Below are 21473 nucleotides of genomic sequence, written 5' to 3'. Positions count from 1 at the left end.
CGAGGTGTGTCTGTCAGTGCGAGGCGAGGTCGATGCAATGGCGCTGAACGCGTTGTGCAAAGCCAGGGCATCCCGCAGCCCGCAGCTTTGCCGAGAGCGTTGAAGAGTCGCCCGACGACCTGAAGTGCGCGAGCTGACGGCCGGTCACCGCCATCACATGCGCTGGCATGGAGTCATCGACAAGCAGGAAGAACTCGTCCGGAGAATAGATCTCATACCGCAGTGCGTCCTTCTCGCTCTCGGGCAGGCCCAGGAATCCTGTGTCGCTGGTGATGACGGCGTCGATGGCACCGGCGACGGCGGCCGCGTGGACGTGCCGGTCGAATGGATCCTTCACGGGAGCGTCTGTCCCGGCTGAGTACTGATCAATGCGCTCGTCCATCAAGGTAACGATCTTGTCGTGGATGCCGGTGATCTGGTCGCCGGTGAGGTCAGGGCGCGCCCTGCGGATGCCCTTGATCGTCTCGGCGAGGATGTCCACGGTGTAGCACAGGCGAAACGCTCGCCCGCCCGTCTCGTCATTCAGCAGGAACAGCCAGTCACGGAGGACTCTGCCGTGGAGCACGTTGGCGTCCGGCAGGGTCCGCGTGACAGCCATGTCACGACCTTATCGAGCGTTGCCTTCCGCCCGCGGTCACAGCCCGAGTGAGTCCTCCAGCTCGATCAGTTCCTGCAGCGCTTCGCGCTTGCGCTGCAGGCGGCGATCGCGAGCGGCGAAGACGTCATCGGTGCGCAACCGGGTGTGCGAGCCGACCTTCACGTGCGGCAGCTCGCCATCGCGAACCATCCGCATGACGGTGCTCCGGGACACGCCAATGACGTCGGCGGCCACCGTGGTCGACAGGAGTTCCGGGAACGAACTCAACACGACGCTCCCACCGTCGGCGACGGTGCGCAGCGCGCGCAGGAGCAGATTGGCGAGCTCGGGCCCGAGGTCCAGGTCGCCCGAGACCGACCTGTTCGGCTGCCGGTGCTGCTCAATCCAGGCAGCGAACTGGTCTGCCTGTGCCCGATCCTCGAAGGTCGCGAGCAGCGATTGACGGCTGGTGGTGGTCATGTCCGGGTCCTTGTCAGGCTCGCTTCCAGGATCTCGCGATGATCAACTGTAACTGCTCGCCCTGTCACCTACAAGTGACCACAAGTGACCAGACGGCTCAGTCGAGGTAGTCCCGGAGCACCTGCGAGCGCGACGGGTGCCGCAGCTTGCTCATGGTCTTGGACTCGATCTGGCGGATCCGCTCGCGGGTGACGCCGTAGACCTTGCCGATCTCATCGAGCGTCTTCGGCTGGCCGTCGGTCAGGCCGAAACGCATCGAGACCACGCCCGCCTCGCGCTCGCTCAGCGTGTCCAAGACGTCGTGCAACTGCTCCTGCAGCAGCGTGAAGCTGACGGCGTCGGCCGGCACGACCGCCTCGGAGTCCTCGATCAGGTCGCCGAACTCCGAGTCGCCGTCCTCGCCCAGCGGGGTGTGCAGCGAGATCGGCTCGCGGCCGTACTTCTGCACCTCGACGACCTTCTCCGCCGTCATGTCCAACTGCTCGGCCAACTCGTCCGGGGTGGGCTCGCGGCCGAGGTCCTGCAGCATCTGCCGCTGCACGCGGGCCAGCTTGTTGATCACCTCGACCATGTGCACCGGGATGCGGATGGTGCGCGCCTGGTCGGCCATCGCACGGGTGATCGCCTGCTTGATCCACCAGGTCGCATACGTCGAGAACTTGTAGCCCTTGGTGTAGTCGAACTTCTCCACGGCCCGGATCAGGCCCAGGTTGCCCTCCTGGATCAGGTCCAGGAACAACATCCCGCGGCCGGTGTAGCGCTTGGCCAGCGAGACCACCAGGCGCAGGTTGGCCTCGAGCAGGTGGTTCTTCGCGCGGCGGCCGTCGTCGGCGATCCAGGAGTACTCCTCGACGTCGTTCGCCTTGACCTTCTTGGAGTCGTCGGCGAGCCGCTCGTCGGCGAACAGGCCGGCCTCGATCCGCTTGGCGAGCTCGACCTCCTGCTCGGCGTTCAGCAGCGCGACCTTGCCGATCTGCTTCAGGTAGTCCTTGACCGGGTCGGCGGTGGCGCCCGCGACCATCACCTGCTGCTCGGGCTCGTCGGCATCGTCGGCATCGGAGAGGCTGAAGCCCTGGTCCTCGGTGAGCTCCTTCTCGTCCTTGGCCTCCTTGGCCTGGTCGAAGCTCGCATCGTCGACATCGTCCAGGCCGGCCTTCTTGCCGACCCGCAGCACCACCTCGTCGCCGTCGATCTCGACCTGCACGTCCGGCGTACCGATCTTGTTCACCAGATCGCCCTTGGTCGTCGCGGGGCTCGTCCCGTTGGATTCCGCCTCGCCGGCGGCCTTCTTCGCCGGGGCCTTCTTGGTGCTCGCCTTCTTGGCCGGGGCCTTCTTGGCGGCCGCCTTCTTCGCCGGCGCCTTCTTCGCCGGGGCGCCCTTGGCCTGGGCCGACTTGGCGGCAGGCTTCGCCGCGGTCGTCTTCTTCGACGCCGACCCGGACTCGCCCGACTTCGCCGCCGCGGTCTTGCGCGTGGTCCCGGACTTCGCCGCGGTGCCTGTCTTCTTGGCGGTACGCGATCCCGACGCGGGAGCCGAGACCTTGGCTGACCGGGCCGCCGCGGCCGCGACCGGGGTCGCGTCGCTGGTGGGCTGTTCGCTGGGGGCGGGTGTCACAGAGAACCTCTCGAAAAATGCTCGACTCGTGCTGTTCGATTTTCGGGCGCACACCACCAGCCGGAAGTCAATGGTGCTCCGCTGCGCCATTCTGGCACGCGCGGAGCGACTACCCAAACGAGAAGCCAGGGGTCGGAGGTCTGGCTCCTCCATGTCGACAATCAGGTCCCCGGGCGCCCGGAGGTCAGTCGCCCTTCACCGCGAGCACGGGTACGCCGGCATCGAGCAGCACCCGCTGGGCGTGCATGCCCAGCAACAGCTTGCCCGTGGGGGAGCGTCGGCGCAGGCCGATCACGATCAGCTCGGCGCCCTCGGCATCGGCGATCTCCATCAGGTTCTCCGCGATGGCGCCCTCGGGCGAGGACGGCCGGGTCTCCCACGCCACTCCGGCCCCCTCGAACTCGGCGGCATGCGCGCCCGGGTCGTCGGCGTCGGTGTTCGGGACGACGAGCACCGATGTGGAGCGCAGCCGTGCCTCCGCGATGGCGGCCGTCAGCGCGGCCTGTCCCTCGGGTTTCGTCGAATATCCCACTACCACCGACATCAGACCGGTTCCTCCTCACTTGCCGGGAATACCGGCCAGGTGTGCACGGGCTGGTTGCGATGCATCCGCAGGAGGTACGCACGGACCATGCCTGCCAGCGCCTCGTCGCGACTCATGCCAGCGTCCTCGCGGGCAGCTACCTCGGCAGTCTGCCATGCCGCGCCGTTCTGCCCGGTCGCGCACCTGCCCTCGATCACCCCGAGGTAGTGCGCGATGTTCTCCGCATCCACGCCATAGGCCGCCAGCCCCGCGGCCGCGCGCGGCAACAGCACCTCCGGAACCAGCTCGCGCGCCGGCCGTTCGCCCACCCCCGGCCAGCTCAGGGTGGCGTCAATGCCGTCGCGTACCCCCGCCTCGAAGTTGCGGCGCGCCCAGTCGAACGGCTCGTCCGGCCACAGTTCCGCGGCCCGCTCGGCCAGCTCGCGGGTCAGCCCGGCATAGAGCGCGACATTGGCCATCATGTCGACCGCGGTCGGGCCGGCCGGCAGGACCCGGTTCTCGATCCGCAGATGTGGGCCGGGCGGGGTGTGGTCGTAGACGGGCCGATTCCAGCGGTAGATGGTGCCGTTGTGCAGCGTCAGTTCCGCTAGATCCGGCACCTCGCCGGCGGCGCGGGCGGCCCGCGGATCCTGCGCGGAGACCTCCGGCAGCAGCGGCGAGTAGCGCATGTTCGCCCGGAACAGGTCCATCGGCGACCCGATCCAGTCGTCGCCGAAGAACACCCGCGGGGTGACGTCGGCGGCGCGCTCGTCCGGCGTCCGGGTGTCGGTCGCCTGCCCGAACAGCGGGATCCGCGACTCGGCGTACCAGCGATGTCCGAAGACGTAGGGCGAGTTCGCGCCCAGCGCGAGTTGCACGCCGGCGATCGCCTGGCTGGCGTTCCAGTAGCCGGGAAAGTCGGCGGGGGAGACCTGCAGATGGATCTGCATCGACGTGCACAGCGCCTCCGGGGCGATCGAGTCGCTGCTCACCCGCAGCGGCTCCGGCCCGTCGATCACGATCTCGAACGGCGCGCCGCGCAGCCACCGCATGTAGGTGTCGAGCATGGCGTAGCGCGGATTGGGCGTCAGCGTCTCGCTGGTCACGTCGGCGGGGGTCGCCGTGGGCAGTACGCCGATCGCGGCCAGCCCGACATCGAGCGGCTCGGCCCGCGCCGCCGCATCGTTCAGCGACGACCGGACGACATGCTCGAAGGTCAGGATGCCGCCCGGCCCGAGGTGGCGCGGGGTCAGATTGAGTTCGATGTTGAACCGGCACAGCTCGGAGACGAAGGCCTTGTCGTCGATCGCCGCGAGCACGTCGACATTCGACATCGACGGCCGGCCGTCGGCGCCGACGAGATAGATCTCGACCTCCATCCCGGCGCGCGGATGGGCGTGCTCGAAGGTGTCGGTGGCGAGCATCTCGTCCAGCACCCCGAGACAGTCCTCGACCCGTTCGGTGAACCGGGCGCGGTCCTCGTCGGTGTAGTCGGCCCCTTCGACCTCCGAACCCATGTCTCATCCTCCCCCATCACTGGCCAGCAGGGTGGTGATTCTCTCGATCGTGCGCGCGGTGGCCGCGGCGTCGCCGTCCGGCGTGGCCGGGTCGGTGAACAGGTGGCCGGAGCCCGGCAGCACATGATCGGCGAACGAGGCGCCGGAGTCGGTGACCGCTCGACCGAGGGCCGCCACGTCGGCCGGGGCGATCCAACTGTCATCGGCGTACCGGTGCACCTGGACGGGTTGTCCGGGCCATCGCCCGCGCGGCGCGGCGGCGTAGTGCAACAAGATCACCGCCGCGGCCCCGGGCCGTTCGGTGGCCAGCCGCTGGGCGAACGCGGCGCCCAGGGAGAAACCGGCGAGGACGGTGTCGGGCGGCAGATCTGCCAGCGTCGGGCGTACCCGCTCGAAGAGCTCGCGCCCGCCCACCTGGTCGCGGTAGCCGATCCCGCCCGCGGTGTCGTCGAAGACCTGGCCGTCGTAGAAATCGGGGGTGATCACCTCGTGACCGGCTCCGCGGAGCGCGTCCGCGAAGTCGCCGACGGCGGGACGCAGCCCCAGCGCAGAGTGCAACAGCAGCACGGTGCTCATGCGCTCAGCTTGGCACGCCGACATGTCGTTACGTGCGCGGTACGCGCCGTCGATCACCCGAGGACTAGCGTGATCGCCGTGAGTCCTGTGGCCATCCGCGAGGCGACCGCGGCCGATGCGGCGGCCTGCCGCGAGATCTATGCGCATTACGTCACCGACACGGTGATCACGTTCGAGTACGAGGTGCCGACCAGCGACGAGATGGCGGCCCGGATCGAGGCGGCGCACGCCTGGCTGGTGGCCGAGCGCGATGATCGCGTCGTCGGGTACGCCTACGCCGGCCCGCACAAGGCCCGCGCGGCCTATGACTGGTCGTGCGAGGTGAGCGTCTACCTCGCGCCCGGGCTGCGGCGCACCGGCGCGGGCCGGGCGCTGTACGAGGCGCTGTTCGCGGTGCTCCGCGAGCGCGGGTACGCGATGACCGTCGCCGGGATCACCCTGCCGAACCCCGCCAGCGAGGGCCTGCACGCCGCCCTCGGGTTCGAGCCCGTCGGGGTGTTTCGCCGGATCGGGTGGAAGTTCGACGCCTGGCACGACGTGTACTGGTGCCAGCGGGCGCTGTGAGCGTGCACCCGCCGCTCCCCAAGCGTGTCGTCAGTTGTCGCCGCCCGCCGGCCCCGGCGGGCGGCGATAACTGACGACACGTTTCGGGAGCGGGTCAGGAGCGGGGGCGGTCGCCGAAGGCCCAGCCGCGCTCGGCGAGGGCGGCGGCGAGGATCCGGATGGCCTTCGGGCCGACGCCGTGCAGGGCGAGCAGGTCGCGTTCGGTCCAGCCGCGGACGGCATCGAGGGTCCAGATGCCCTGCTGGCGCAGCGCGCGGGTGGCCGGGGCGCCGATCCGCGGCATCGGCGTACCCTCCGGCGGCGCCGCCCGACCTGCCCGCGGTCCGCCGGCCTCGTGGTCGACGACCGCGATCCCGCGCGGCGACAGTCGATAGCCGATGTCGAGCGACTCGGTCAGCCCGAGCTCCTTCAGCTTGCGGACATCGATCTTGAAATCGGCGGTCTCCCGGCCGAGGTCGGCGGCCAGGTCGGGCGCGCGGACGGTCGGCCGGGCATCGATGATCGCCAGCGTCGCCCGGGTCCAGGGCCCGATCGGGGAGGCGGCATCCAGCCGGTCCAGCCGGGCGATGATCGTCGCGATCTCGGCCGCGTCGGGCAGCGTGGAGCGCAGGGCCTCGCGCGGGTCCGGCCCGGCGTGGCGCAGCTCGATCCGCCAGACCGGGCGCTCGGGATGGTGGTCGAGCTGCGCGCGCAGCTCGGCCAGGGAGCCCGCTCCCGCGCGGCGCGCCTCCGCGGCGGTGATCCGGGAGGCGGGAACGCGGTCCACCGCCACCACCTCGACCAGGCCGACGGCGGTCCGCAGCCGCGTCCCGGCGTTCACCCGCGGTCGGTCCCAGCGCCGGAAGGCAAGATCCACGCGGCCGTCGCGGATGGCGGCGAGCGTGTCCGGCCGGATCATCATGGTCGCAAGTTAGCGCGGCGGGCATCATGGGTGGATGCGGAACTTCGTAATCGGCACCGTCACCAGTGCCCTCGCGCTGTGGGTCACGGTGGCACTGCTGCCGGGGGTCGCGCTGATTCCCTACGCCTCCGGGACCCTCCCGGCCGTCCTGACCTATCTCGCCGTCGCGCTGATCTTCGGGCTGGTCAACGGGATCATCGCGCCGGTGATCAAGTTCGTGACGTTCCTGTTCTATGTGATCACGCTCGGCCTGTTCGGCCTGCTGGTGAACGGATTCCTGTTCTGGCTGGTGTCGGTGATCTCCGACCAGCTCGGCTTCGGGCTGCGCGTCGACGGGTTCTGGTGGGGCGTCGGCGGGGCGATCGTGATGGGTATCGCGGCGGCGCTGATCGGGCTGATCACGGGTCCGTTGCGCAAGCGCGAGACCGCGCGCTGATCGCACGAAGCCGGGTACGCCGCAAGCCGCGGCCCCCGCTAGCCTGATCGGACCAGACGCAGGGAGGCATCATGGCGCGACGGTACCCGGACGAGGCGCGAGCGGCGGCGCGCACGGCGTACACCCGGATCGAACCGCTGCACGTGGTCGCCTATTTCAATCCCGAGGCCCAGGCCGCCTCGGAGGGCGTCCAGGCCGATCCGCGTGCGTGGTACTTCGGGGTTCGCGCCCAGCCGATGGGCGAGGCGGCGCCGGCCGTGGTCGCGGCCGCCTTCCACAGCTTCAACCCGGTGATGGTGGACCGGGTCTGGCCGCGGGTGCTCAAGGTGGGTCTGGAGACTCTGGCCGGGGCCCGCACCGAGATGCTGGATCGCGCGCTGCGCACGGCATTCGGCGAGCTCGTCGACTCCCCGGACCTGCCCGCGCTGGTCGACGCGATCAGCGACCTGAACGCCACGCTGCCGCTCGGCGGCCGGCCGCTCGGTGCGGCCTGGGCGGAGGCGCCGGCGACCGGGATCGATCATGTCGACCTGTGGCAGGAGCTGACGATCCTGCGGGAGTGGCGAGGCGACGGACACATCGCGGTGCTGAACCATGCCGGGCTGGGGCGCGTCGAGGCGATCGCCCTGCACCTCGCGGAGCATCCCGACCCGCCGAAGGGCCATGTCGGCGGCCCGCCGCGCGAGCAGGCGCTGAAGCTGCGCGACTGGTCGGAGAGCGATTGGCAAGATGCCGTCGCGGCGCTGGTCGAGCGTGGCCTGATCGAACCCGCGGGCGGCCGGCTCAGCGAGGCCGGGGTGGAGCTGATCGACGAGCTGGAGGCGGCCACCGACGACGCCGCGGCGTACCCGTGGCGCGAGGCGGAGGCCCGCGAGTTGCTGGAGCGGCTCCGGCCCTTCACCAAGGCCGTGCTTGCCTCGGGCTTCCTGCCCTGGGTGGCGGCGCGCGGCGGATCCTGATCAGTCGGTCCGCGCAGTCGGCTGCTCCGGGTTGCGGATGGTGAACCACGACACCACCCCGCCGGCGGCCAGCAGGGCGGCGCTCCACAGCATCGCCGCGCGGTAGCCGCGGTCGAAGACCACCGGGTCGGCGTAGTCGCCGCCGGACAGACCGACCATCAGCGGCAGCGCGGCTACCGCCAGCAGCGAGCCGGCGCGCGCGACGGCATTGTTGATCCCCGAGGCGATGCCGGCATGGTGATCCGGCGCGGCGGCCAGGACGGTGGCCGTCAGCGGGGCGACCAGGGTGGCCAGCCCGAGGCCGAAGATGGTCAGCGGCGCCGCGACGTCGAGCCAGTAGTTGACCTGCGGGCCGACCCGGGCCAGCAGCAGCGTACCCACCGCGCAGAGCAGGGGTCCGATCGTCATCGGCAGCCGCGGGCCGATCTTCGCGGCCAGCGCCCCGCCCCGGCCGGCCAGCAGGATCATCATGATCGTCACCGGCAGGGTGGACAGTCCGGCCGCCAGCGCGTCGAATCCCGACACCACCTGGAGTTGCAGGACCAGGAAGAACATCACCGCGCCGAGCGCGGCATAGGTGAGCAGCGTCATCGCGTTGGCGGCGGAGAACTGGCGCGAGGCGAACAAGCCGGTGGGCATCATCGGGTTTCGCGAGCGGCGCTCGTTGATCACGAACGCGAGCCCGGCGAGTAGACCGATGATCAGCGCGGGCACCGCGATCGAGGGCAGTGCGGTCCACTCGATCAGCGCGTAGGTGATGCCCGCCAGCCCCAGGCTGCCGAGGATCGCGCCCGGGATGTCGAAGCCCTTGACCGCCTCGGGGTCCCGGGTCTCCGGCACGTGCCGGGCGGCGTACAGCGTGATCGCCGCGATCGGCAGATTGATCAGGAACACCCAGCGCCAGCTCGCGTACTGCACCAGCCAACCGCCGAGAAACGGGCCGATCGCGGTGGCGACGCTGCCCAGGCCCGACCAGGTGCCGATCGCCCGGGCGCGGTCGCGCTGCGCGAAGGCGCCCTGGATCATGGCCAGGCTGCCCGGGGTGAGCAGCGCCGCGGCGACGCCCTGGGCGATCCGGGCGATGATCAACACAGCAGGGGTCGGGGCGAGCCCACAGGCCAGCGAGGCGATGGCGAAGCCCGCGACCCCGATCACGAAGATCCGCCGCCGACCGAAGTGGTCGCCGAGGGATCCGCCGAGCAGGATCAGGGAGGCGAGGCTGAGCAGGTAGCCGTTCGAGATCCACTGCAGGTCCGACAGACTGGCGCCGAGGTCCTCACCGATCCGGCGCAGGGCGACATTGACGACCGTGCTGTCCAGCAACGCCATCCCCGAGCCCAGCGTGGCGGCGGCGAGCACCCAGCGCCCGGTCGAGGACTTGAGGGAGACGCTCGCCGACAGCTGGCTCATCGCCACAGCATCGCACGGGTGGCGTGGTCCGTCACCGGCTCGCCCGGCCGCGACGGTTCGCGAGCAGCTTGCCCCGTGCTGCATGCTTGTCCCAGACAGTACGGAGGACGCATGGGCACGCATCAGCACGGCTACATCGGCGACAAGGACGACTACCTCAAGCGGTTGCGCCGGATCGAGGGGCAGGTCCGCGGCCTGCATCGGATGGTCGACGAGGAGCAGTACTGCATCGACATCCTGACCCAGGTCAGCGCCGTGACGAAGGCCCTGCAGGCGGTCTCGTTGGGCCTGTTGGAGGAGCACATGGGTCACTGCGTGGTGAATGCCGCCCGCGAGAGCGACGAGGCGGCGGACGCGAAGGTACGCGAGGCCGCCGACGCCATCGCCAGGTTGGTGCGCTCGTGATCACCGAGTACACCGTGAGCGGGATGACCTGCGAGCACTGCGTGCGCGCCGTCACCGACGAGGTCACCGAGCTGCCGGGTGTGACCGGCGTCGACGTCGAGCTGGAGACCGGGCGACTGCTCGTCACCTCCGATGCCGAGCTGGACGTCGATGCGGTACGCGAGGCCGTCGACGAGGCGGGCGGATATCGCCTCGCCTGAGCCGCGGCGTACCCGCTGAGATCCTGCGGGGCAGCGGGCGCCCTTCTCGCCACCTCCCCGGGATGCTGACCCAACACCTGTTCGCTCACCCAACAGCTATAGGCGTTGGGTGAGCGAACAGGTGTTGGGTCAGCGTCGTGGGAGGGGGTCGGGGCGGCGAACGGCTGGCGGGTCCGATTACCCCGCGGGGGTATCATGACGGTCATGAACGAGCAGGGCATGAGCGAGCAGGGCCACGGCTACATCGGCGACAAGGATGCCTACCTGAAGCGGCTGCGCCGGATCGAGGGGCAGGCGCGTGGCTTGCAGCGGATGGTGGAGAACGACGAGTACTGCATCGACATCCTGACCCAGGTCAGCGCCATGACCAAGGCGCTGCAGGCGGTCTCCCTCGGACTGCTCGACGACCATCTTCGGCACTGCGTGGTGGACGCAGCCAAGGAGGGTGACGAGGCGGCCGAGGCCAAGGTGCGCGAGGCCTCCGACGCCATCGCCCGGCTGGTCCGCTCCTGACTCAGGCCTCCTCGGGCAGCCCCGCCAGCGCCTCGGCGATCGGGACGTCGCCGTCGTTGAACCGGATGGTACGCCGGATGGTCCCCCGATCGCCCAGCGCGGCGACGATCACCCGGGCCACATTGCCGCGCGAGACCTCGCCCGCCGCGTCCCCCAGCTCGATCCGGCCGGTCGGCTCCTGGGTGGTCAGCCGGCTCGGCCCGAGCACCGTCCAGTCCAGCCCGCTGGCCCGCAGGTGATTGTCGGCGCGGGCCTTGGCCTCGGCATAGAAGCTGAACGGATTGTCGGCCGGAATGTCGTCTATCCCGGAGCCGAAATAGGACACCATCACATAACGCAGCGCGCCCGCCGCCTCCGCGGCGTCCATCGACCGCTCCGCGGCATCCTGGTCGATCGCGATGGTGCGCTTCGGGTCACCGCCACCCGCGCCCGCGGACCAGACGACCGCATCCTGGCCGTCCAGCAGCGTGGTCAGTCCTGCGGTGTCCAGCGTCTCGATGTCGGCGACCTCGGGCGCCGCGCCGGTCGCCGCCACCGCCTCGGCCTGGTCGGGATTGCGGATCACCGCGGTGACCCGGTAGCCGGCCTCGACCAGCAGCGGCGCCGCCAGTAGGGCGACCTTGCCGTGGCCGCCGATGATCATCACATTCGTCATCGCGCTTCTCCTGTCGATCCTGGGTCGGTCTCGATCCGTCCGGTCAGTGCGGTGCGCAGCCCGGCGATCATGCTCTGCCGGAAGTCGATCATGGTGGGCGCGTTGGGCACGAAGTCATCGGCGCCGTGGTACATCCCGGCCTCGATGATCAACTCCACCGGCACGCCGGCGTCCTGGAGGCGGCGGGCATAGTCGACGTCCTCGTCGAAGAACAGGTCCAGGTCGCCGACGCCGATCCAGGCCGGCGGCAGCCCGGTCAGATCGGTACGCCGGGCCGCCGCGGCATACTCCGGGGCCTCGTCGGCTCGCGGTGGCCGGCCCAGATAGCTGGTCCAGGCGTAGGCGTTCGAGGTCGGGGTCCAGACGAAATTGCCGCGCCCGGAGTGATCATCGACCAGCACGGTGCGGTCGTCGATCATCGGGTAGATCAGGGCCTGGTAGGCGATCGGTGGCCCGCCGGCATCGTGGGCGCGCTGGGCCAGCGCGGCCGCCAACCCGCCCCCGGCGCTTTCTCCGCCGACCGCGATCCGGTCCGGATCGATGCCAAGGGAGTCGGCATTGGTGTGCAGCCACTGCAGCGTCGCGAAGCAGTCGTCGAGCCCCGCGGGGAACGGGTGGTCCGGTGCGAGCCGATAGTCGGGCGCGACGACCAGCGCCCCGACCTCGGCGGCGATCCGCTCACAGATCGGCGCCGACTGCTCCGGCGTACCCATGATCGTGCCGCCGCCGTGCAGCCACAGCACCGCGGGGGACCGGCGGTCCCGTTCGGCCGGCTCGAAGGCCACCAGCTCGATCGGCGACCCGCCGTCGGATCGCGGGGCCGTCCGACGGTCGCGGCGAACGCCGAGGTCCGGCCCGGCCGGGCGGGGCAGCGGCAGGTTCCGCAGCAGGGTCAGGGTGGCGCGGTCGCCGACGGCGAGCGGCGGCCACAGGCCGGGCCCGCGCAGCTCGGGGTCGACGGCGTCGATCTCGCGGCGACGGCGGCTGGCGTAACGGCCGATCGCCCCGGCCGCGAGGCCGAGCGCGAGCAGGGCGGTGGGCTTCATCCGATGACCTCCGGGACGGGTGTGCGGTCGGTGCGTTCCCACGGTATCCGCCCCGAGGAACGCCCGGATCGGGCGGTCAGCGCCTACACTGCGAACACTTGATCACCAGAGCCTGGCGTCCTGACCCGAGTCGACCGAAGGAGTTCCCGAGATGATCTTCATCACCGCACGATTCCCGGTGCAGCCCAAGTACGCCGACGACTGGCCCGACCTGTCGCGCGCCTTCACCGAGGCCACCCGCGCCGAGGATGGCTGTCTGTGGTTCTTCTGGTCGCGCGAGGTCGACGATCCGCACTCCTATGTGCTGGTCGAGGCGTTCCGGGACGGCGATGCCGGCGCCGCGCACGTCAACTCCGAACACTTCAGGCGGGCCACCGAGGACCTGCCACGCTACCTCGCCGCGACGCCCAAGATCATCAACGCCGAGGTCGACGGCACGGACTGGTCCGAGCTCGGCGAGCTGGCCGTCCGCGACTGACTCAGCCGCCGAGGATCTTGTTGTCCAGCCGGAACGGGTTGACGTCGAGCAGCTTGCGATCCCACTTGGCCAGCGTCGCCTCGGCCTGATAGCTGGTGTTCAGGAAGGCGAGCAGCGCGGCGTCGGGGTCGGCGCTGCGGCGTACCTCGTCATAGGGCAGGATCCACTCCCCGAGTTGATCATCGAAGTAGCCGGGCGCCACCGCGGCCTCGGCGTACCCGTCCGGCGTCGGATAGGAGTAGGCATAGAAGGAGCCCTCCGCCGACCCGCCCGGCCAGAAACCGGCGGCCGCATTCTCCCGCGACTCGGCCTCGGCCATCACCCACGGCGGGCAGTTCGGCGGGCCGGGCGAGGTGTGCGGCGGTGCGGTACGCCCGGAGTAGCGCGTGCAGGAGAGATCCATCGAGCCCCAGAACACCTGCACCGGGCTGTCCTTGCCGGCGAACCCGGCCCGCCACAGGCTGAACACCCGGTCCGCGGCGAGCAGTTGCCGCCACCACAGGTTGACCGCCTGTGCGTCGTAGCTGTGGTGCTCGGTGTCCTGGGCAAACGGGATCGCCGGGCTCACTTCGTTCGGGCGCGGGTCGATGTCGCAGCCGATGCCGAGGTCGCCCATCGCCTGCTGCACCTCGGCGAAGAACTGTGCCACCGACTTCGGCTCGAGCTTGATCGAACGCTGCCCACCGCTGGTGTCCCGGATGATCAACTGGTGGTCCACGAAGTCGAACTCGGTGTCGAAGTCCTGGCCGGGCCCGCGCGCGATCCGGGTCCGCAGCCCGCGCGCCGACACCTCGAAGGTGACATTCCACCAGTGGTTGATCAACGGGGTGGAGACCATCTGCACCTTGCCGATGATCTGTAGCCACATGTGCAGCGTCTCGCGGGTGTCGGTCCAGTCGTCCACCCGCAGTGCGGGCCAGGATGTCGGGCTCATCGGTGCCTCCTCGCGTGCCGTGGCCCAGCCTTGCACGCGCCCGGCGGTCCGACTAGCCCCGGTCGGTGGCGAGCAGCCCGTAGACGAACGTGTCGGTCCACTCGCCCTTGGCGAACCAGTCGTGGCGCAGATGCGCCTCGCGGGTCATCCCGAGCCGCTTGCACAGCCGCGCCGACGCGGCGTTGCGCGCGTCCATCTGGGCCACCACCCGGAGCAGGCCGAGGTCGTCGAAGGCGTGGTCGAGCACGGCCCGGGCCGCCTCCGTGGCGTACCCGCGGCCGGCGAATCGTGGGTTGAACGCCCAGCCGATCTCCGCCTTGCGCCGGGTGTCGTCGGTCAGCCAGAGCGCGATGTCGCCGACCACCGTGCCGTCGGTCTCCGCGACCAGCGCCAGTGCCGTCCCGTCGTCGGCGAACCCGGTGCGTTCGACCCGCTGGGCCACCTTCTTCGGCGCGGTGCGCACGGTCCAGGGGCCCTCGAGCAGGTAGCGAGCGACCCCCGGCTCGCCGTAGTAGGCGAGCAGCGCGTCGGTGTCGCTCAGCCGGTGCAGCCGCAGCCGCAGTCGGGCCGTGTGCAGTTCGGTCGCCACCGGCCCAGCCTCGCATGCCGGGCCGACACTCGCCCGCGGACTCTCGGCCGCCCTATCGTCGGCCGGGTGAGCAGCGACGCAGAGTCCCGTGCCCGGCTGGCCGCCGCCGCCCGGGCGCGGGAGGCCGAGCGCGCGCAACAGTTGATCGACGCGTTCGTGGCGCGACTGCGCGCCGCCACGATTGCGCCGGAGCCCCTGCGGGCTCGGCTGCTGGACGGTACGCGGGTGCGTACCGACGCGCGTGGCTGGTACCTGAAGACCGACGAATCGCTGGCCATCGGCGCCGGCGGACAGTTCTACGTGCTGACCGTGCCGGGCGGGTGGCGCGAACGGCTGCGCGGGGTACGCCTGCTGCCGACCGACCCGCCGCTGGTCATCTCGGCCGGTGCCCGCGACGGCCAGACCGGCGACCTGACGGGATTCCTGCAGCGGGCGCTGGACCGGTACGCCGAACCACCGCCCGCCCGCGACCGCTGAGCGCCATCGGGCAGACTGGGGCGTGCGGGCCGGGCCGGTCCGCAGGCGCGAGGAGGTGGCCGTGGATCCATTCGCACTGTCCGGTGTCGGGCTGATCATCATCATCGTGCTGGTGGCGTTGATCTTGCTCCGGGCAACGGCATTCTTCACCGTGCGCACCCAGGAGAACGTGATCGTCGAACGGTTCGGCAAGTTCGTCCGGGTCGCCCGGCCGGGCCTGAACTTCAAGGTCCCCTTCATCGAGTCGACCACCAAGCCGATCTCGCTGCGGGTGCAACAGCTCGAGGTCAACATCGAGTCCAAGACCAAGGACAATGTGTTCGTCACGGTGCCGGTCGCGGTGCAGTACGTCATCCCCGAGTCGAACGTGCGCGATGCGTACTACCGGCTGTCCGATCCGACCGCGCAGATCCGGTCCTATGTCTTCGATGTCGTCCGCTCGGCGCTGTCCGGGCTGAATCTCGATCAGGCCTTCGAGTCCAAGGACGACATCGCGACATCGGTCGAGCGGACCCTGTCGGCGCAGATGCGCGAGTACGGCTTCGAGATCGCCAACACCCTGGTCACCGACATCTCGCCCGATCAGCGGGTGCGCGACTCGATGAACTCGATCAACGCGGCGCAGCGCGACCGGGTCGCGGCGCAGTCGCTGGCGGAGGCGGACAAGATCAAGCGGGTCACCCAGGCCGAGGCCGAGGCGGAGGCCAAGCGGCTGCAGGGCGTCGGTGTCGCCGCGCAGCGCAAGGCGATCGCCGAGGGCATCGCCGAGCAGTACGAGATGCTGCGCCGCGTCGGCATCGAGGCGACCGCGGAGCAGTTGTTGTTGATGACGCAGTACTTCGACACCATGCAGGACGTCGCCCGCAACGGCCGGTCGAATGTGCTCTATCTTCCGTCCAATCCGGGTGCGGTCGGCGGCATGTTCGAGGAGATCCGCAACGCGCTGCTGCAGTCCAAGGGCGCGGAGCCGGCCTTCGAGGATGCGGTACGCGAGGGACGCCGCCCGGACGAGGGGCCCGAGGGTGGTAGTACCGCCGTCGGGCGGCCCGCGCCCCCGCCGCCACCGCGGCCCGCCCCGCGCCCCCAGCTCCCGGACGCCCCGCGGCACGCCCAGCCGGCGCTGAGCGAGGAGCAACAGCAGCTCTTCGACCGGGCCCGCGGCATCGCCGAGCGGTTCACCGGCCGCCGCGGGCGCGACGACGAGTCCTGACGCCGCGGGCGTGCGCAACTGACCTGTCGGGGCGGTTGGGTACGGGTTCGGCCTTGGGTCCTCCCCGGCGCACGCGCATTCTTGGAGGATGATCCCTTCCAGCCGGGCTCCGGCCGACCTGGTGCTCCTCGGCGGCGTACCCGGTGCCGGGAAGTCGACCGCGTTGCGGGCGCTCGCCGCGCGGCGCGGTGATCTGCGGATCCTCGACAGCGAGCAGACCCGCGCCCGGTTGGCGGCCGGGCTCCCGCACGGCCTGGCGTACCGCTACTACCGGCCGCTGGTGCATCTGTTGCACCACCTGGCGGTGCTGGCCCGGGTGCTGATCGGACCCCGCGCGCGGCTCGTCGTGCACGATCCGGGTACGCGCGGATGGACCCGGCGGTTGCTGCTGCGGGTCGCCCGGTGGCGGGGCTGGACACCGTCGGTGGTGTTCATCGACGTGGCGCGCTCCGACGCGCTGGCGGGCCAGGTGGCGCGGCAGCGGATGGTCCGGGCGGGCGCATTCGATCGACACTGGGCGACCTGGTCCGGGCTGCGGGTCGGCGCGGTCGCGGGGGTCCTGGCCGATGAGCCGTGGCGGGCGGTGCGCGTGGTGGATCGTCGCGGGGCGGTGCGCGCGCTGCTGGGCGAGTTCGGGTTGACCGGTGCCGGTGCGGGGCCGGTCGTCCCGGCGCTCGCAGCCTGATTCTCAGCGGGTACGCGAGGCGCAGGCGACACAGCGGGTCGCCGCCGGGCGGGCGCGCAGCCGGTCGCGGGGGATGGGCTCGCCGCAACCGGCGCAGATCCCGTAGCTGCCGTCGGCGAGCCGGGCCAGCGCGGCATCGACCTCCGCGATCTCGCGGAGTTCCTTGCGCTGCAGGCCGTCCAGAAGTTGCCAGCCGGCGGACAGGGTGGAGCCCTCGGGATCGTGCTCGTCGTCATACTCGGCGTCGCGGTCGGAGCGGATCCGCTCGGTCTCGTCGGCATGCGATTCCAGCAGTGCCCGTAGCGCGGCTCGCCGCTCGGCCAGCGCGGCGCGGATCTCGTCGTCGAAGGTCGTCGCCGGCATCTGTTCAGCCTAGTCCGGGCCGCGTCCGACCGGTGAGCGTCGACACTGTCAGGATGGTGGTCACAGCGCCGATCGGCCGGGAGGACGCCCATGACCGAGATCAGGATTCCGGAGCCCGTCGCCTCGTTCGTCGAGGTGGTCAACCGCCACGACCCGGATGCGTTCCTCGACGCGTTCACCGAGACCGGCTACGTCGACGACTGGGGTCGGACATTCGCCGGGCGCGAGGCGATCCGGGGCTGGAGTGATGTGGAGTTCATCGGCGCCCGCGGCACGATGACCCCGCAGCGCGTCGATGTCGACGGTGACACCGTCACCGTGATCGCCGACTGGCGCAGCAGCCACGCCAACGGCCTGTCGAGCTTCGCGTTCGTGACCGACGGCGACAAGATCGTCTCGATGACGATCCGCGAAGGCTAGGACGCGAATTGTCCTACGTTGAACTCGCGACGGCCGGGCAACGCGCTTTCGCGGCCACAGGTGCCCAGGAGCTGGGCCTGGTGGTGCCGTGGACTCCGATGTGGACCACCCGCGACGTGCTCTCGCACCTGGTCGACAACGCGGAACGCGCGATCTCAGGCGTGACGGGACCGCCGAGTGCGGATGAGGCCAATGAAGCCGTCGAGGCTTTGCAGGATGCCTCCGTGGCTCAGCTCGTCCAGCGGTGGCGAGACGTCACCCACGCGGTGCCCTCGGCGCCGGCCGGACCGTCCCCGGAATGGGATCTGGCCGTGCACCTTGCGGATGTCTTCGAGGTATGGGGCCGGCCGGCCCTCGGTGCCGCCCTGTGGGCGCCGACGTTGATCTCGGCGCTGACCTTTCTCGAGCGGGCGGGGCGACTTCAGTGCACGGTGGTCGGTGAGTCGGGGTCGTTCGGTGACGGCGCCGAGTTGGCCGCGGTGAGCGACTACGAACTGTTTCGCGCGCTGTTCGGGCGGCGCCACGATGTCATCGACTCCGTGGTGGCCCGTGGCGACCCTGCTGTGCTGCGTTCGCTCGCCTTCTTCGGGTGACTGCGGCTCAGCGCTGCAGCGGCGTACAGATGCAGGAGCGGTTGCCGTCGGCGTCGGCGACCACCCAGTACGCGGGGGCGGCCGCGTCGCTGACCAGCGTCCCGCCCGCGTCCAGCACCGCCTGCAGGCGCCGCTCGCCGTCGTCGTGCGGGACCCAGACGTCGAGATGCCAGCGCTGTTCGTGATCGTGGTCGGGCAGCTCGGGCCCGCCGGCGTCGGCCGGCTGGAACCAGATCGCCGGCGACTGCCCGCTCGGGTCGAACGGCTCGCCGTCGCGTACCTCGCCCCGCAACAGCGCTGCGTAGAACGGCGCCAACCGCTCGCCGTCGGCGGTGTCCAGGCCGGGCTCGAACTGGCTCAGGCCGCTGGTGTCTGCCTCGATCCCCACCTCGGCGGCAAAGCCGCTGATCGTGCGGGCCAGGTCGATGTCGCGGGAGGTGATCGCGCCGACATCGTGGCTGACCAGCGTGACGATCACCTCGGGATAGGTCAGCGAGATGTCCGGGTGATGATCGGCCGCCTCGGCCGCCGCACCGATCCGGTCCACCAGCGCCAGGCCGGTCGCGAAATCGCCGGTCCGGAACCGGGCGCGCAACACGTTGAGCACCTGGCGCCAATCCGGCAGGTCCGCAGCCAGCACGTCGTCGTGGGAGAGTCGCTGCTTCGGGTCGGTCATGGCCCCACTGTGTCACCCGGCACCGACCGGGCCCGGGTGTCCGGTCGATCTCCCGCACCTTTCTGGCTGGGACCTCTGCGTCCTTACCGCAGAATCCCGCCGGCAAGCGGTTCTGGAATCGGGACCGAGTGCTCCCGGCCGGGAAAGTGCGGATCCAGGGGTCGCGATCATTGATCGGCGCCGCGCGGTACGCGGAAGGTCACCCAGCAGTCGGGCGGCAGGTCAGGTTTTCCGGGCACTCGCCTGCGCTCCAGCGAGTGGTGTGGATCGTAGGCCGACGCAACCTTGGTCCAGAATCTCGCCGCGGCCGCGTTGGCATCCTGGTAGGCAACCGACCAGGTTCCCGGATCCGCGGTGACCACGCCGCGCAGGAGGGCGGTTCCGGCACCGGCTCGGCGCGCCGGGACGACGACGAAGAAGCTGGTCACGATACGTACCGGCGTGTCCATGGCGCGGGTCAGGCAGAACCCGATCGGGTGATCGCCGGCCGTGAGCAGCCACGCCGCCCATGACGGAGAGCTCAGTGACAGCAGAAGTCGTTCGGAACGGTAGGAGCCGTCAGGATCGGGTAGCGCTCCGGTCCACCGGGACATCTCGTGCCGAAAGATCAGCCACAGTCGCTCCAGCGGGACTCGATCGCCCTCGCGGGCCGGACGGACGATCAGGGGATGCTGTCCTTGCCATTGGTGTGTCATGACAAGAGTCTCGGCCGCTGTCGCGGGCCGAGACTCTGCTCACAGTATTCCACATTCCACGAGTCCGCCGCTCGGGCCGACGCGACCGGGCAGCTCGCCCGGCTCAGTGCTGCATGTCCACGAACCGGGAGTAATGCCCCTGGAAGGCGGTGACGACGGTCTTGGTCGGGCCGTTGCGGTGCTTGGCGACGATGAAGTCCGCCTCGCCGAGGCGGGGGGACTCCTTGTCGTAGATGTCGTCGCGATGGAGCAGGATCACCATGTCGGCATCCTGCTCGAGCGAACCGGATTCGCGAAGATCGGAAAGCATCGGCTTCTTGTCGGTACGCTGCTCCGGGCCACGGTTGAGCTGGGACATCGCGACCACGGGGACCTCGAGCTCCTTGGCCAGCAGCTTGATCTGGCGGGAGAACTCCGAGACCTCCAACTGGCGGGACTCGACCTTCTTGCCCGAGGTCATCAACTGCATGTAGTCGATGATGATCAACTTCAGGTCGTGGCGCTGCTTCAGCCGGCGCGCCTTGGCCCGGATCTCCATCATGGTCAGGTTCGGCGAATCGTCGATGAACAGCGGCGCCCCCGACACCTCGCTCATCTTGGCCGCCATCCGGTCCCAGTCGTCATTGCTCATCGTGCCCTTGCGGATGTGATTGAGCGGGATCTGGGCCTCGGCGCTGAGCAGGCGCATCGTGATCTCGGTCTTGCTCATCTCCAGGCTGAAGATCGCCGACGTCAGCCCGTTCTTGATCGAGCACGCGCGGGCGAAGTCAAGCCCCAGGGTCGACTTCCCGACGGCGGGCCTGGCGGCCAGGATCACCATCTGCCCTGGGTGCAGCCCGTTGGTCAGCTCGTCGAGCTCGATGAAACCGGTGGGTACGCCGGCCATCTCGCCGGTGCGGTTGGCAATCGACTCGATCTCGTCGAGGGTGGACTCCATCAACGCGCTGAGCGGCTCGTAGTCCTCGCTCGTCTTCCCGTCGGCCACCGCGTAGACGGTCGCCTGGGCCTCGTCGACCAGGTCGGCGACGTCGCCCGCACCGGCGTACCCCATCTGGGCGATCTTCATCGACGCCTCGATCAGCCGGCGCAGGATCGCCTTGTCCCGCACGATCTGGGCGTAGTAGCCGGCATTCGCCGCGATCGAGACGGCGGCGACCAGGTCGTGCAGGTAGGGGTGGCCGCCGATCTTGCCGAGCGTGCCGCGCTTGGTCAGCTCGGCGGCGACGGTGATCGCATCCGCCGGCTCACCCCGCCCGTACAGGTCGAGGATCGCCTCGTAGACGAACTCGTGCGCCGGCCGGTAGAAGTCCGTGCCCCTGACGATCTCGACCACGTCGGCAATCGCATCCTTGGACAGCATCATCGCGCCGAGAACGCTCTGCTCGGCGGCCAGATCCTGCGGCGGGGTGCGGTCGGGTGGCGGTGGCGGTGCATCGATCGATCGGACCTCGGCAACGCTCACGCCACGACCTCCCCTCCCGCCGGCTCCCGCCGACGCCTTCCTGTCCGCCTGGTTCGTACGCTAAACGCCGCCTCCGACAGGGGCCGGCGCAACTCGCCGCGAGGCGCGGCGGCCGCCGGCACGCGAGGCGACGCCCGGCCAACGGTAGGGCCGCGGGGCTCCCCGGCAAAGCGCGTTGTCCACAGCCCCTGTGGACAACGCCGGATTTGGTGTGGAGACACTCCGGCGCGCTGTGCACCGCCTGTTCATGAACCTGGGGACAACCCTCGCCACGACGACCCGAAATGCCCCCTGACCTGCGCAAACGCTCCTCCCCGAGGTGTGGGAAGAAGTTTTTCTGAGGCTGGGCGAGGCCCGCGGTCGCCGGCTTGACAGGCGCGCTGTCGACGTGGGATGTGGGGCGTTGCGCAAGGTTTTCCCCAACGCTTGTGGATGTCGACGAAGCCGCGCGGGGAGCGGCCGTCGGCCCAGGGGTTGGCGGTCGATCGGCCGGCGTACCGGCACGTCGCGAGTG

At 70.2% G+C, this 21473-nt stretch carries 28 protein-coding genes; 12 read left to right on the top strand and 16 right to left on the bottom strand.

The features are described from left to right. Window positions 1-13 precede the first annotated feature (13 nt). From ACXDC7_RS02120 to ACXDC7_RS02095, 6 genes are all read right to left on the bottom strand, one after another. Complete coding sequence (locus tag ACXDC7_RS02120; protein WP_459221014.1) at window positions 14-598, bottom strand: hypothetical protein; 585 nt, start codon at window positions 596-598, stop codon at window positions 14-16. 36 nt (window positions 599-634) lie between these two features. Further along, complete coding sequence (locus ACXDC7_RS02115; protein ID WP_179445044.1) at window positions 635-1057, bottom strand: helix-turn-helix domain-containing protein; 423 nt, start codon at window positions 1055-1057, stop codon at window positions 635-637. A 97-nt stretch (window positions 1058-1154) separates the two neighbouring features. Further along, the gene (locus tag ACXDC7_RS02110; RefSeq protein WP_179445045.1) at window positions 1155-2672 is read right to left on the bottom strand and encodes an RNA polymerase sigma factor; all 1518 of its coding nucleotides are present in this window, start codon (window positions 2670-2672) and stop codon (window positions 1155-1157) included. A 184-nt stretch (window positions 2673-2856) separates the two neighbouring features. Further along, window positions 2857-3216: a universal stress protein gene (locus ACXDC7_RS02105; protein WP_459221013.1), complete on the bottom strand. Its 360-nt coding sequence runs from the start codon at window positions 3214-3216 to the stop codon at window positions 2857-2859. Continuing rightward, entirely contained in the window at window positions 3216-4712 is a 1497-nt protein-coding gene (locus tag ACXDC7_RS02100) for a glutamate--cysteine ligase (protein ID WP_179445047.1), read from the bottom strand. Before ACXDC7_RS02100 ends, ACXDC7_RS02105 begins: the two co-directional genes overlap by 1 nt. Before the next feature lie 3 nt (window positions 4713-4715). Further along, complete coding sequence (locus ACXDC7_RS02095; protein WP_459221012.1) at window positions 4716-5288, bottom strand: dienelactone hydrolase family protein; 573 nt, start codon at window positions 5286-5288, stop codon at window positions 4716-4718. 78 nt (window positions 5289-5366) lie between these two features. Here ACXDC7_RS02095 and ACXDC7_RS02090 point away from each other — a divergent pair, with 78 nt between their 5' ends. Then, complete coding sequence (locus ACXDC7_RS02090) at window positions 5367-5852, top strand: N-acetyltransferase family protein (protein WP_459221011.1); 486 nt, start codon at window positions 5367-5369, stop codon at window positions 5850-5852. Between the two features lie 94 nt (window positions 5853-5946). Here ACXDC7_RS02090 and ACXDC7_RS02085 read toward each other — a convergent pair whose 3' ends face one another. Then, the gene (locus ACXDC7_RS02085; RefSeq protein WP_459221010.1) at window positions 5947-6753 is read right to left on the bottom strand and encodes a hypothetical protein; all 807 of its coding nucleotides are present in this window, start codon (window positions 6751-6753) and stop codon (window positions 5947-5949) included. Window positions 6754-6787: 34 nt separating this feature from the next. On the opposite strand from ACXDC7_RS02085, the gene ACXDC7_RS02080 reads away from it, so the two are divergent. Together ACXDC7_RS02080 and ACXDC7_RS02075 are read left to right on the top strand one after the other, a co-directional pair. Beyond that, window positions 6788-7189 carry a phage holin family protein gene (locus tag ACXDC7_RS02080; RefSeq protein ID WP_179445051.1) on the top strand — a complete coding sequence of 134 codons (402 nt, stop codon included), beginning with the start codon at window positions 6788-6790 and terminating at the stop codon, window positions 7187-7189. A 71-nt stretch (window positions 7190-7260) separates the two neighbouring features. Next, complete coding sequence (locus ACXDC7_RS02075) at window positions 7261-8148, top strand: SCO6745 family protein (protein WP_179445052.1); 888 nt, start codon at window positions 7261-7263, stop codon at window positions 8146-8148. On the opposite strand, the gene ACXDC7_RS02070 is transcribed toward ACXDC7_RS02075, so the two are convergent. Next, complete coding sequence (locus ACXDC7_RS02070) at window positions 8149-9558, bottom strand: MFS transporter (protein ID WP_179445053.1); 1410 nt, start codon at window positions 9556-9558, stop codon at window positions 8149-8151. Window positions 9559-9669: 111 nt separating this feature from the next. On the opposite strand from ACXDC7_RS02070, the gene ACXDC7_RS02065 reads away from it, so the two are divergent. The 3 genes from ACXDC7_RS02065 to ACXDC7_RS02055 all read left to right on the top strand — a co-directional run bounded on the left by ACXDC7_RS02065 (window position 9670) and on the right by ACXDC7_RS02055 (window position 10676). Then, window positions 9670-9963 carry a metal-sensitive transcriptional regulator gene (locus ACXDC7_RS02065; RefSeq protein WP_179445054.1) on the top strand — a complete coding sequence of 98 codons (294 nt, stop codon included), beginning with the start codon at window positions 9670-9672 and terminating at the stop codon, window positions 9961-9963. After that, on the top strand, window positions 9960-10163 hold the full coding sequence (locus tag ACXDC7_RS02060) for a heavy-metal-associated domain-containing protein (protein WP_343045905.1): 204 nt from the start codon (window positions 9960-9962) through the stop codon (window positions 10161-10163). Before ACXDC7_RS02065 ends, ACXDC7_RS02060 begins: the two co-directional genes overlap by 4 nt. 204 nt (window positions 10164-10367) lie before the next feature. Next, entirely contained in the window at window positions 10368-10676 is a 309-nt protein-coding gene (locus ACXDC7_RS02055) for a metal-sensitive transcriptional regulator (protein ID WP_218843795.1), read from the top strand. A gap of 1 nt (window position 10677) precedes the next feature. Here the strand turns inward: ACXDC7_RS02055 and ACXDC7_RS02050 are convergent, their stop codons facing one another. Both ACXDC7_RS02050 and ACXDC7_RS02045 read right to left on the bottom strand, forming a co-directional pair. Beyond that, the gene (locus ACXDC7_RS02050) at window positions 10678-11331 is read right to left on the bottom strand and encodes an SDR family oxidoreductase (RefSeq protein WP_459221009.1); all 654 of its coding nucleotides are present in this window, start codon (window positions 11329-11331) and stop codon (window positions 10678-10680) included. After that, a complete protein-coding gene (locus tag ACXDC7_RS02045; RefSeq protein WP_459221008.1) occupies window positions 11328-12377 on the bottom strand; it encodes an alpha/beta hydrolase in 1050 nt (349 codons plus the stop codon). The genes ACXDC7_RS02050 and ACXDC7_RS02045 overlap by 4 nt, the downstream gene beginning before the upstream one ends. A 151-nt stretch (window positions 12378-12528) precedes the next feature. On the opposite strand from ACXDC7_RS02045, the gene ACXDC7_RS02040 reads away from it, so the two are divergent. Continuing rightward, complete coding sequence (locus ACXDC7_RS02040; protein ID WP_459221007.1) at window positions 12529-12855, top strand: putative quinol monooxygenase; 327 nt, start codon at window positions 12529-12531, stop codon at window positions 12853-12855. A gap of 1 nt (window position 12856) precedes the next feature. Here ACXDC7_RS02040 and ACXDC7_RS02035 read toward each other — a convergent pair whose 3' ends face one another. Then, a complete protein-coding gene (locus ACXDC7_RS02035) occupies window positions 12857-13789 on the bottom strand; it encodes a DUF5996 family protein (protein WP_459221006.1) in 933 nt (310 codons plus the stop codon). Between the two features lie 52 nt (window positions 13790-13841). Then, complete coding sequence (locus ACXDC7_RS02030; RefSeq protein ID WP_459221005.1) at window positions 13842-14378, bottom strand: GNAT family N-acetyltransferase; 537 nt, start codon at window positions 14376-14378, stop codon at window positions 13842-13844. Between the two features lie 66 nt (window positions 14379-14444). Between ACXDC7_RS02030 and ACXDC7_RS02025 the strand changes: the two genes are divergently transcribed. The 3 genes from ACXDC7_RS02025 to ACXDC7_RS02015 all read left to right on the top strand — a co-directional run bounded on the left by ACXDC7_RS02025 (window position 14445) and on the right by ACXDC7_RS02015 (window position 16750). After that, the gene (locus ACXDC7_RS02025; protein ID WP_459221004.1) at window positions 14445-14855 is read left to right on the top strand and encodes a hypothetical protein; all 411 of its coding nucleotides are present in this window, start codon (window positions 14445-14447) and stop codon (window positions 14853-14855) included. Window positions 14856-14916: 61 nt separating this feature from the next. Beyond that, window positions 14917-16065 (top strand): SPFH domain-containing protein, encoded by a 1149-nt coding sequence (locus ACXDC7_RS02020; protein ID WP_459221003.1) that lies wholly within the window; start codon window positions 14917-14919, stop codon window positions 16063-16065. An 88-nt stretch (window positions 16066-16153) separates the two neighbouring features. Continuing rightward, on the top strand, window positions 16154-16750 hold the full coding sequence (locus ACXDC7_RS02015; RefSeq protein WP_459221002.1) for an AAA family ATPase: 597 nt from the start codon (window positions 16154-16156) through the stop codon (window positions 16748-16750). 3 nt (window positions 16751-16753) lie between these two features. On the opposite strand, the gene ACXDC7_RS02010 is transcribed toward ACXDC7_RS02015, so the two are convergent. Further along, a complete protein-coding gene (locus tag ACXDC7_RS02010; protein WP_459221001.1) occupies window positions 16754-17113 on the bottom strand; it encodes a TraR/DksA family transcriptional regulator in 360 nt (119 codons plus the stop codon). A 90-nt stretch (window positions 17114-17203) separates the two neighbouring features. Between ACXDC7_RS02010 and ACXDC7_RS02005 the strand changes: the two genes are divergently transcribed. Both ACXDC7_RS02005 and ACXDC7_RS02000 read left to right on the top strand, forming a co-directional pair. Then, window positions 17204-17533, top strand: coding sequence for a nuclear transport factor 2 family protein (locus tag ACXDC7_RS02005; protein WP_179445061.1), 330 nt, complete (start codon window positions 17204-17206; stop codon window positions 17531-17533). Between the two features lie 98 nt (window positions 17534-17631). Beyond that, window positions 17632-18126 (top strand): hypothetical protein, encoded by a 495-nt coding sequence (locus ACXDC7_RS02000; RefSeq protein ID WP_459221000.1) that lies wholly within the window; start codon window positions 17632-17634, stop codon window positions 18124-18126. 7 nt (window positions 18127-18133) lie between these two features. Here the strand turns inward: ACXDC7_RS02000 and ACXDC7_RS01995 are convergent, their stop codons facing one another. The 3 genes from ACXDC7_RS01995 to dnaB all read right to left on the bottom strand — a co-directional run bounded on the left by ACXDC7_RS01995 (window position 18134) and on the right by dnaB (window position 20959). Continuing rightward, window positions 18134-18802: a 4a-hydroxytetrahydrobiopterin dehydratase gene (locus tag ACXDC7_RS01995; protein WP_459220999.1), complete on the bottom strand. Its 669-nt coding sequence runs from the start codon at window positions 18800-18802 to the stop codon at window positions 18134-18136. A 167-nt stretch (window positions 18803-18969) separates the two neighbouring features. Then, on the bottom strand, window positions 18970-19497 hold the full coding sequence (locus ACXDC7_RS01990; protein ID WP_459220998.1) for a GNAT family N-acetyltransferase: 528 nt from the start codon (window positions 19495-19497) through the stop codon (window positions 18970-18972). A 103-nt stretch (window positions 19498-19600) separates the two neighbouring features. Further along, window positions 19601-20959 carry a replicative DNA helicase gene (gene dnaB, locus ACXDC7_RS01985; protein ID WP_179445064.1) on the bottom strand — a complete coding sequence of 453 codons (1359 nt, stop codon included), beginning with the start codon at window positions 20957-20959 and terminating at the stop codon, window positions 19601-19603. Window positions 20960-21473 lie beyond the last annotated feature (514 nt).

It is taken from the genome of Naumannella huperziae (genome assembly GCF_054073625.1).
The sequence above is the reverse complement of the archived record's forward strand: the minus strand, read 5'-3'. Positions and strand labels throughout refer to the sequence as shown.

Excerpts from the sequence above, each read along its gene's own strand:
- ACXDC7_RS02120 (WP_459221014.1), bottom strand. The coding sequence starts at position 598 with ATGGCTGTCACGCGGACCCTGCCGGACGCCAACGTGCTCCACGGCAGA.
- ACXDC7_RS02115 (WP_179445044.1), bottom strand. The coding sequence starts at position 1,057 with ATGACCACCACCAGCCGTCAATCGCTGCTCGCGACCTTCGAGGATCGG.
- ACXDC7_RS02105 (WP_459221013.1), bottom strand. The coding sequence starts at position 3,216 with ATGTCGGTGGTAGTGGGATATTCGACGAAACCCGAGGGACAGGCCGCG.
- ACXDC7_RS02100 (WP_179445047.1), bottom strand. The coding sequence starts at position 4,712 with ATGGGTTCGGAGGTCGAAGGGGCCGACTACACCGACGAGGACCGCGCC.
- ACXDC7_RS02095 (WP_459221012.1), bottom strand. The coding sequence starts at position 5,288 with ATGAGCACCGTGCTGCTGTTGCACTCTGCGCTGGGGCTGCGTCCCGCC.
- ACXDC7_RS02085 (WP_459221010.1), bottom strand. The coding sequence starts at position 6,753 with ATGATGATCCGGCCGGACACGCTCGCCGCCATCCGCGACGGCCGCGTG.
- ACXDC7_RS02080 (WP_179445051.1), top strand. The coding sequence starts at position 6,788 with ATGCGGAACTTCGTAATCGGCACCGTCACCAGTGCCCTCGCGCTGTGG.
- ACXDC7_RS02075 (WP_179445052.1), top strand. The coding sequence starts at position 7,261 with ATGGCGCGACGGTACCCGGACGAGGCGCGAGCGGCGGCGCGCACGGCG.
- ACXDC7_RS02070 (WP_179445053.1), bottom strand. The coding sequence starts at position 9,558 with ATGAGCCAGCTGTCGGCGAGCGTCTCCCTCAAGTCCTCGACCGGGCGC.
- ACXDC7_RS02065 (WP_179445054.1), top strand. The coding sequence starts at position 9,670 with ATGGGCACGCATCAGCACGGCTACATCGGCGACAAGGACGACTACCTC.
- ACXDC7_RS02055 (WP_218843795.1), top strand. The coding sequence starts at position 10,368 with ATGAACGAGCAGGGCATGAGCGAGCAGGGCCACGGCTACATCGGCGAC.
- ACXDC7_RS02050 (WP_459221009.1), bottom strand. The coding sequence starts at position 11,331 with ATGACGAATGTGATGATCATCGGCGGCCACGGCAAGGTCGCCCTACTG.
- ACXDC7_RS02045 (WP_459221008.1), bottom strand. The coding sequence starts at position 12,377 with ATGAAGCCCACCGCCCTGCTCGCGCTCGGCCTCGCGGCCGGGGCGATC.
- ACXDC7_RS02040 (WP_459221007.1), top strand. The coding sequence starts at position 12,529 with ATGATCTTCATCACCGCACGATTCCCGGTGCAGCCCAAGTACGCCGAC.
- ACXDC7_RS02035 (WP_459221006.1), bottom strand. The coding sequence starts at position 13,789 with ATGAGCCCGACATCCTGGCCCGCACTGCGGGTGGACGACTGGACCGAC.
- ACXDC7_RS02015 (WP_459221002.1), top strand. The coding sequence starts at position 16,154 with ATGATCCCTTCCAGCCGGGCTCCGGCCGACCTGGTGCTCCTCGGCGGC.
- ACXDC7_RS02010 (WP_459221001.1), bottom strand. The coding sequence starts at position 17,113 with ATGCCGGCGACGACCTTCGACGACGAGATCCGCGCCGCGCTGGCCGAG.
- ACXDC7_RS02005 (WP_179445061.1), top strand. The coding sequence starts at position 17,204 with ATGACCGAGATCAGGATTCCGGAGCCCGTCGCCTCGTTCGTCGAGGTG.
- ACXDC7_RS02000 (WP_459221000.1), top strand. The coding sequence starts at position 17,632 with ATGTGGACCACCCGCGACGTGCTCTCGCACCTGGTCGACAACGCGGAA.
- ACXDC7_RS01995 (WP_459220999.1), bottom strand. The coding sequence starts at position 18,802 with ATGACCGACCCGAAGCAGCGACTCTCCCACGACGACGTGCTGGCTGCG.
- ACXDC7_RS01990 (WP_459220998.1), bottom strand. The coding sequence starts at position 19,497 with ATGACACACCAATGGCAAGGACAGCATCCCCTGATCGTCCGTCCGGCC.